Annotated in this window: 7 protein-coding genes; 2 read left to right on the forward strand and 5 right to left on the reverse strand. The window is 65.5% G+C overall.

Annotation, left to right across the window (positions count from 1 at the left end):
- Nucleotides 1-2 precede the first annotated feature (2 nt).
- From AC1D00_RS16760 to AC1D00_RS16780, 5 genes are all read right to left on the reverse strand, one after another.
- Nucleotides 3-320, reverse strand: coding sequence for an HPr family phosphocarrier protein (locus tag AC1D00_RS16760; RefSeq protein ID WP_135179300.1), 318 nt, complete (start codon nucleotides 318-320; stop codon nucleotides 3-5).
- Nucleotides 317-718 carry a PTS sugar transporter subunit IIA gene (locus AC1D00_RS16765; protein ID WP_011090868.1) on the reverse strand — a complete coding sequence of 134 codons (402 nt, stop codon included), beginning with the start codon at nucleotides 716-718 and terminating at the stop codon, nucleotides 317-319. Before AC1D00_RS16765 ends, AC1D00_RS16760 begins: the two co-directional genes overlap by 4 nt.
- A 133-nt stretch (nucleotides 719-851) precedes the next feature.
- Nucleotides 852-1,376 (reverse strand): HPr kinase/phosphorylase, encoded by a 525-nt coding sequence (locus tag AC1D00_RS16770; protein WP_477011441.1) that lies wholly within the window; start codon nucleotides 1,374-1,376, stop codon nucleotides 852-854.
- Entirely contained in the window at nucleotides 1,373-3,178 is a 1,806-nt protein-coding gene (locus AC1D00_RS16775; protein WP_477011442.1) for a stimulus-sensing domain-containing protein, read from the reverse strand. Before AC1D00_RS16775 ends, AC1D00_RS16770 begins: the two co-directional genes overlap by 4 nt.
- A 116-nt stretch (nucleotides 3,179-3,294) precedes the next feature.
- Nucleotides 3,295-3,996, reverse strand: a complete 702-nt coding sequence (locus tag AC1D00_RS16780; RefSeq protein WP_008542552.1) for a response regulator transcription factor — start codon at nucleotides 3,994-3,996, stop codon at nucleotides 3,295-3,297.
- Nucleotides 3,997-4,238: 242 nt separating this feature from the next.
- Between AC1D00_RS16780 and AC1D00_RS16785 the strand changes: the two genes are divergently transcribed.
- On the forward strand, nucleotides 4,239-4,988 hold the full coding sequence (locus AC1D00_RS16785) for a HugZ family pyridoxamine 5'-phosphate oxidase (protein ID WP_477011443.1): 750 nt from the start codon (nucleotides 4,239-4,241) through the stop codon (nucleotides 4,986-4,988).
- A 64-nt stretch (nucleotides 4,989-5,052) separates the two neighbouring features.
- Entirely contained in the window at nucleotides 5,053-7,647 is a 2,595-nt protein-coding gene (locus tag AC1D00_RS16790; RefSeq protein ID WP_477011444.1) for a CHAT domain-containing tetratricopeptide repeat protein, read from the forward strand.
- The last annotated feature ends 310 nt before the right edge of the window (nucleotides 7,648-7,957 follow it).

A 7,957-nucleotide genomic window follows, 5' to 3' on the forward strand; every position in this document is an offset into this window, starting at 1 on the left:
GCCTAAATCCCTTCCTCGTTGAACTTGCTTTCAACGAGCTCGGTGATCGCCGCGAGCGCGGCGTCGGCATCCGTACCAGCCGCAGCGACCGTGATCGTCGTGCCGGGTCCTGCGGCGAGCATCATCAGGCCCATGATCGAGGTGCCGCCGACAGTCTCGCCGCCGCGCGTCACCCACACTTGCGCGTTGAAGCGCTCGACCGCCTGGACGAATTTCGCCGAGGCGCGGGCGTGCAGGCCGCGCTTGTTGATGATCAGGAGCTCCTTGGAGATCGCGCCCGCGGGCACGCCCGTCCCGGCTTGCGGCGCGTCGTCGCTCATTTGCCGGCGAGCACGCGGCTGGCGATGGTGACGTATTTGCGACCCGCTTCCTGGGCCATCGCGATCGCGTCGGGCAGCGCGCGTTCCTCGCGCACCTTGGCGAGCTTCACCAGCATGGGAAGGTTGATGCCCGCGAGCACTTCGACCTTCGGCCGGCTCATGCAGGATATTGCCAGGTTGGATGGCGTGCCGCCGAACATGTCGGTGAGGATCGCAACGCCATCGCCGGAATCGACGCGGTTAACCGCCTCGATGATGTCGCTTCGGCACAGATCGGAATCGTCTTCAGCGCCGATCGTAATCGCTTCGATTTGCTTTTGTGGGCCCATGACATGTTCAAGCGCTGCCTTGAATTCGTCGGCAAGGCGCCCGTGGGTCACAAGTACTAGACCAATCATCGGAAAACTCCTCGCGGGCGCTTTTGGTGCACCGCACGAACGCGCCACTTTGACCATCCAGAGCCCCTGCGCAAGAGGGGATGTTGCGTATCTCCCTGAACTTAGACGGATGGATAAGGGGAGCTGCGCCGGTCTATTCGGTCGCGATAGTGGGGTTCATATGGTTACCATTTCCCTTCAAACAATCGCCTGAGGGATTAACGGAAGATGAACTCTTGGTAGTGGTCAAGGCCGCGACAACCAGTGGGAGGGGCGAATAGTCGCGGCTAACCGGGATTCGCGGTATTTCGACACCTAAAATGCTTGTTTTCAGGGATTCGGCCGGCGGCAGCCGTTCCGCGTCCGCGGCGTCAAGGTCGACCACGAGGCCGACGGTCGCATGCTCCACGAAGTCGCAGCGGCGGAYTCCGAGGCCCCGGATTTCGATCAGGCCGGCCAGCGGCGGCGCGGGGCGGACTTCAATTTCATCGCCGACTGTCGCCAGATGGACACGGTCGTCACCGACCAGAACGGCCCTTTCGACCACGCCGGCGCGGCCCGCCATGATCAAATCGAAGGCAAGGCGCGACTTGCCGGAGCCCGACGGGCCGCGGATCAGCACTGCCAGATTCCCGACCTTGACCGCGGAGGCGTGCACGCTGGGCCCGCCGTCGCTCATAGCGCCGGCAGCCTCACCACGAAGCGCGCGCCGGCGACCGTCGGCTCGCCGTCGGCGTCCATGGGGCCGGGGCGGTTCTCCGCCCAGATGCGCCCGCCATGGGCGTCGACGATCTGCTTGGAGATCGACAACCCGAGACCGGAGTTCTGGCCAAAGCCCTGATGCGGACGGTCGGTGTAGAAGCGCTCGAAGATGCGCTCCAGCGCGTCATCGCGAATGCCGGGGCCGTCATCGTCGATCACGATCTCGATCTCTCCGCGCACGCGGCGGCAGGTGAGGCGCACCTTGTTGCCGGCTTCCGAGAAGGATTGCGCGTTGGAGAGCAGGTTCGAGACCACCTGGCCGAGCCGTGAGTCGTGGCCGGTCACGGCGAACGTGTCGCTCGGCCCGCGGCCCTCGAAGCGCGCCTCGACAGCGACGTCGTGGCCGAGCTTGGTTTCGTTGGCGACGGAGACGAGCGTGCCGAGCAGGCGGCGCAGATCGACCGGAACCGCGTCCTGTCGCTGCAATTCGGCATCGAGCCGGCTGGCGTCGGAGATGTCCGAGATCAGGCGGTCGAGCCGCTTGACGTCGTGCTCGATCACCTCGAGCAGGCGGGCGCGGCTGTTCTCGTTGCGCGCCAGCGGCAGCGTCTCGACCGCGGAGCGCAGCGAGGTCAGCGGATTCTTCAGCTCGTGCGCAACGTCGGCGGCGAACATCTCGATCGCCTCGATGCGGCTGTAGAGCGCATTGGTCATGTCACGCAGCGCGCCGGACAGATGGCYGATCTCGTCGCGGCGGCGGGTGAAGTCGGGGATCTCGACACGGGTCTTGATGCGGCGGCGGACGCGCTCGGCGCTGTCGGCGAGGCGGCGCACGGGACCGGCGATGGTGCTGGCGAGCAGCAGCGACAGCATGATCATGACCGCGGCGGCGACGCCGCCGACTTTCAGGATGGCGAGGCGTTCGGCGGTGACCATCTGGTCGATGTCGTCGCCCTGGGTGGACAGCATCAGCGCGCCGTGGATGGCGCGCGAGCGCAGCACGGGGACCGCGACCGAGACGATCACCTCGCCGCGCGGATTGACGCGCACCATCGAGCGTTTCTCGCCGTGGAGCGCATCGGCCACTTCCGCATAGCCATTGCCGTTCTCGGGTCCGAGCTCGCGATAGAGCGGCAGGTCGCCGCGGTTCAGCCAGGTGCGCACCGCGACCATGCCGCGCTCGACGATGCCGGGCTTCTCGGCGGAGAGCGACGGCAGGGGCAGGCGCACCACGGTATCGAGGCTGCGGCTGTCGACCAGCAGGCTGCCGTTCGGATCGTAGATGCGGGCGCGGGTCTTGGTCGGCGAGATCAGCGTGCGCAACACCGGCGCCACGCGCTCCGGATTGATCGGAAAGTCCAGCGGCGAATAGTCGTCCGACCCGCCATAGGTCTCGCCCGGCTTGAGGTCGAGCAGCCGGTCGGGGTCGATGGTGATGGCGTTGGTCTGCACGGTCGCGGACGCTGCAATCGCGCCGGCGATGATCTCGGCCTGCACCAGGAGGCTCTGCGCGCGCGCGTCGATCAGGCCGGCGCGGAATTGCGACAGGTACAGGATGCTCGCCACCAGCGCGACGAGGCCGGCGAGGTTGAGCGAGACGATGCGGCGGGTCAGGCTCGAGAAGGACAGTGCGAAGAAGAACTGCCCGGCGCGCTTCAGCCAGTTCAGCGGCCGCCAGCCCTGCGCGGCCGGCTTGTCTTCGGCAACGTGCTCCGGAACGCCGTCGGATGCGATATCCTCGGCGCTCTGGTTCGGGTCAGGCTGCGTTCGGTCCAGCAATGCTTACGCCCGCGTTAGGACAGCTCGTGCGAAGGTCCCCGCATCCTAGAGCCATCCCGGTCCCGATGGAACGAGAACCGGCAATGCTCCGGACATTCGTGAAGGCGCCTGCTGCCTCAGGCTTCCTTGAAACGATAGCCGACGCCGTACAGCGTCTCGATCATCTCGAACTCGTTGTCGACCACCTTGAACTTCTTGCGCAGCCGCTTGATGTGGCTGTCGATGGTGCGGTCGTCGACATAGACCTGATCGTCATAGGCGGCGTCCATCAGCGCATTGCGGCTCTTCACCACGCCGGGCCGGGTCGCGAGCGCCTGGAGGATCAGGAATTCGGTGACGGTCAGCGTCACCGGCTCGTTCTTCCAGGTGCAGGTATGGCGTTCGGGATCCATGCGCAAAAGGCCGCGGTCGAGCGCCTTGGCGTCGTTCTCCTTCGGCGCGACGGTCGGGTCCTTCGGCGCCGAGCGGCGCAGCACCGCCTTGACGCGCTCGACCAGCAGCCGCTGCGAAAACGGTTTGCGGATGAAATCGTCGGCGCCCATCTTGAGGCCGAACAGCTCGTCGATCTCTTCGTCCTTGGAGGTCAGGAAGATTACCGGCAGGTCGGACTTCTGCCTGAGACGGCGCAGCGTCTCCATGCCGTCCATGCGCGGCATCTTGATGTCGAGGATGGCAAGGTCCGGTTGGGTGGTGCGAAAACCGTCAAGCGCGGAGGCGCCGTCGGTGTAGGTCATGATGCGGTAGCCTTCGGCTTCCAGCGCGATCGAGACGGATGTGAGAATATTGCGGTCGTCGTCGACCAAAGCGATTGTGGGCATGAGCCTCTGCTTTCTGCTTTCCGTTTTGGGTCGTGGCTTGAAACGGCGAGCAATCCAGTGATGCGCCGCATACATGGGTCCCGAACTTGGCGTTCGAACTTTGTCACCGAGCAATGCAAGCTGGGCTGAAGTGTGACCAAGTTCCACGAAACACGGCAGATTCGCCGCATCCCGACCCATAACCGGATCCCCGTTTAGCCGAAAAAAGACCCCCTTTGCAACCACCTGACCAGAGAAAGCCCATGCAACCGACCCCCGATTTCGACCCCGGAAAGCTCGCCAAATCGCTGCTCAGGCGGTCGCGGCAGGGCGCTCTCGCGACGTTGATGGTGGGCAGCGGCGATCCCTATTGTTCCCTGGTCAATCTGGCGAGCCACCCGGATGGCTCGCCGATCCTGCTGATCTCGGGGTTGGCCGTGCACACCAGGAACATTCTGGCAGATGGCCGGGTCTCCTTGATGCTGGACGAGCGTGCCGCTGGCGATCCGCTGGAGGGCGCCCGGATCATGCTGTCCGGCCGGGCGGAGCAGGCCGGCGCCGAGACGGATCTGCTTCAGCGGCGGTATCTGAATGCCCACCCGTCGGCAGAAGCCTTTGTTTCGTTCAAGGATTTTTCGTTCTTCAGGATCCGGCCCACGGGAACCCATCTGGTGGCCGGYTTCGGCCGGATCGTCGACCTCAAGCCGGAGCAGTTCCTCACCGACCTCAGCGGTGCCGAGGACCTGCTGGCGGCGGAGGAGGGCGCGGTAGAGCACATGAATGCCGACCACCGCGACGCCATGGGCCTCTATGCGACCAGGCTGCTCGGCGCCGCTGCCGGCGACTGGCGCTGCACCGGTTGTGACCCTGAAGGCCTCGACATGCAGGACGGCCAGACCGCGCTGCGGCTGGAGTTTCCGGAGCGGGTGACCGATGGCACGGCGCTCCGCAAGATGCTGGTTCGCCTCGCGGGCGAAGCGCGCATGAAGGTGGACCAGAGCGCAACCCTTTGAACGCCGCCGCCCATCGCTGCGACCCAACACCGTGACCGGTTCGGGATTGGCAGCGAGAGGGCTCATGACACATCGTCGTTTGGCGTTGGCCGCGGGTCTGGCGCTCGCGATCACCACGTCGCTTGCCACGCCCGGTCTTGCCCAGAAGGCGGATCTCGCCGCACAGGGCGCGCGGATCAACGCACTCAACCAGGCCGGCAAATATGCCGAAGCGCTGCCGCTGGCGCAGGCCATGGTGGCGAGCCTGGAGAAGGGCAACGACGGTCGCGAACTCTCCGCCGCGCTCAACAATCTCGGCCAGGTCTATGCCGGCCAGGGGCGCGACGACCTCGCCGAGCCGATCTACAAACGCGCCATCGCGCTGATGGAGAAGTCGCTCGGCCTCGACACCGCCTTGATCGCGCCCGAGCTGAGCAACCTCGCCGCGCTGTATCAGCGACAGGGCCGCTTCACTGAAGCCGAGCCGCTGTTCAAGCGTGCGCTGGCCATTCGCGAAAAGGCGCTGTCGCGCGAGCATCCCGATGTCGGCCAGGCCCTCAACAATCTCGCCACGCTCTACGTGAAGCAGGAGCATTTTGCCGACGCCGAGCCGCTGTTCCAGCGGGCGCTCGCGATCTATCAGAAGGCCGCCGGGCCCGAGCATCCCGCGGTCGCCACGGTGCTGAACAACATCGGTCAGGTCGATCGCGACCTCAACCGCGATGCCGATGCCGAGGCGCCGATCAAGCGCTCGCTCGCGATCCGCGAAAAGGTGCTGGGGCCGGATCATCCCGACGTCGCGCGTTCGCTGAACAATCTCGCCGGGCTCTACGAGCACCAGCAGCGTTATGGCGATGCCGAGCCGCTCTACCGGCGCGCCCTTGCGATCCGCGAGCGTGCGCTTGGGCCGGAACATCCCGACGTCGTGACCTCGACCAGCAACCTCGCCTATTTCCTCTACGTCTCCGGGCGCACGGCCGATGCCCTGCCGCTGGCGGAAAGGACGCTTCGCAGCGGCCGCGCACAGCTGCGTGTGGTGCTGCCGATCCTGTTTTCCGCGCGGCAGCAGCATCTCCTCTCCGACGACAAGGCGCTGGACGAGGCGCTGGCCGCGATCCAGCGCGGCACGCAATCTTCCGCCGCCTCCGCCGTGAACAAGCTCGCGGTGCGGCTTGCGGCCGGCAGCGACCGGCTCGCCGAGCTCGTGCGCAAGGAGCAGGATCTCGCGGCCGAGGCCGAGGCGCTCGACAAGGCGATCACCACGGCGGTGTCCAAACAAGCCGCGCAACGCGACGTCGCGGCCGAGCAGCGCAGCCGCACGCGGATCGCCGCGATCGCGAGCGAGCGCGCCGGGTTGCAGAAGACGCTCGMMGTCGAGTTTCCCGATTATGCCTCGTTCTCAAATCCGCTGCCGCTCGCGGTGAAGGACATCCAGCCGTTGCTGTCGGCCGATGAAGCGATGACGATCTATTCCGTCGTGGACAAGCAGGGCTATGTCATCGCGATCACGCGCGAGGGCGTCGACTGGAGGGAGATTCCGCTCGGCGCCGACGCGCTGGCGCGGAAAGTGTCGGCGTTCCGCAAGGGGCTCGACGTCGGCAAGGCGCACGATGCCTCCGGCAAATCCGGCCTGTTCGACCTCGCGCTCGCCAACGAGCTCTATGTCGCGCTGCTCGGCCCGGTCGAAGCGCTGACGAAGGACAAGCGCAGCCTGCTGGTGGTGCCGTCGGCGGCACTGACCGCATTGCCGTTTCATCTGCTCGTCACCGAGAAGCCGCAAGCTGCGATCCCGGACAAGCTCGAAGGCTATCGCAACGCCGCCTGGCTGTTGCGGCGTCAGGCCGTCTCGGTGCTGCCGTCGGTGATCAGCCTGAAATCGCTGCGGGCCTTTGCGCGCAAGGATCAGGGCGTCAAGCCAATGACCGGCTTCGGCGATCCCGTGTTCAACCCCGCAGCCGAAGGGCCGGCCGATCGTCGCGCAGCGAACGGCAAGGTCGCGGCACGCAGCATCGCGACGATTGCCTATACCGACTTCTGGCGCGGCGCCGGCGTCGATCGTGCGCGGCTTGCGCAAGCGCTGCCGCAACTGCCTGACACTGCCGACGAGCTGAACGCGGTGGCCAGGGATGTCGGCGCAGGCGAGGTCGACATCCATCTCGGCCGCGATGCCAGCGAAACGACGCTCAAGCGTGCAGCGCTTGCTCAATACAGCATCATCTACTTCGCCACCCACGGTCTCGTCGCCGGCGACGTCAAGGGACTGGGCGAGCCCTCGCTTGCGCTCTCCATTCCCGATCAGCCCTCCGAACTCGACGACGGTCTTCTCACCGCGAGCGAAGTCGCCCAGCTCAAGCTCAATGCGGATTGGGTAGTGCTGTCGGCCTGTAACACCATCGCTGGCGACAAGCCCGGCGCAGAGGCCCTGTCGGGATTGGCGCGCTCGTTCTTCTATGCCGGCGCCCGCGCGCTGCTGGTGTCGCATTGGGCGGTGGATTCGGAAGCTGCCACCCGCTTGACCACGTCGACTTTCGCTCTGCTCAAAAACGAACCAAACATCGGTCGTGCCCAAGCGTTGCGCCGCGCCATGTTGACGTATCTCGACGACGCCTCGTCGCCGCGCAATGCCTATCCTGCGATGTGGGGACCGTTCGCACTGATCGGCGAGGGTGAGGTACGATAGACCGCCCAAGGGAATTGTGCGTCGCAATAACCTCCGATAACGTCGAAACGCGCATTTGGTTGCGCGATCATTCGTGATTTTTTGATGCGCCTGCTCAGAGCTGACATGCGCGACGTTTGGCGCGGTCCTTGAATAAACCAAATCCTGCGGGATCGGCTTGGCAACGCCAGCGTTCATCAGTATTAGGTCGCCCAACCTTGGCTGGATGGCCTATTATTCAYGGTGACCGCGACGGCGCCAAAGCATGACCGCGCTAAGTGTCGCGGGTTCTAGGAGGATATTTCGTGCAAGAGACGGGCGTGCGCAACGG

It is taken from the genome of Bradyrhizobium sp. P2_E8, from assembly GCF_056403875.1.

Excerpts from the sequence above, each read along its gene's own strand:
- AC1D00_RS16760 (WP_135179300.1), bottom strand. The coding sequence starts at position 320 with ATGAGCGACGACGCGCCGCAAGCCGGGACGGGCGTGCCCGCGGGCGCG.
- AC1D00_RS16765 (WP_011090868.1), bottom strand. The coding sequence starts at position 718 with ATGATTGGTCTAGTACTTGTGACCCACGGGCGCCTTGCCGACGAATTC.
- AC1D00_RS16780 (WP_008542552.1), bottom strand. The coding sequence starts at position 3,996 with ATGCCCACAATCGCTTTGGTCGACGACGACCGCAATATTCTCACATCC.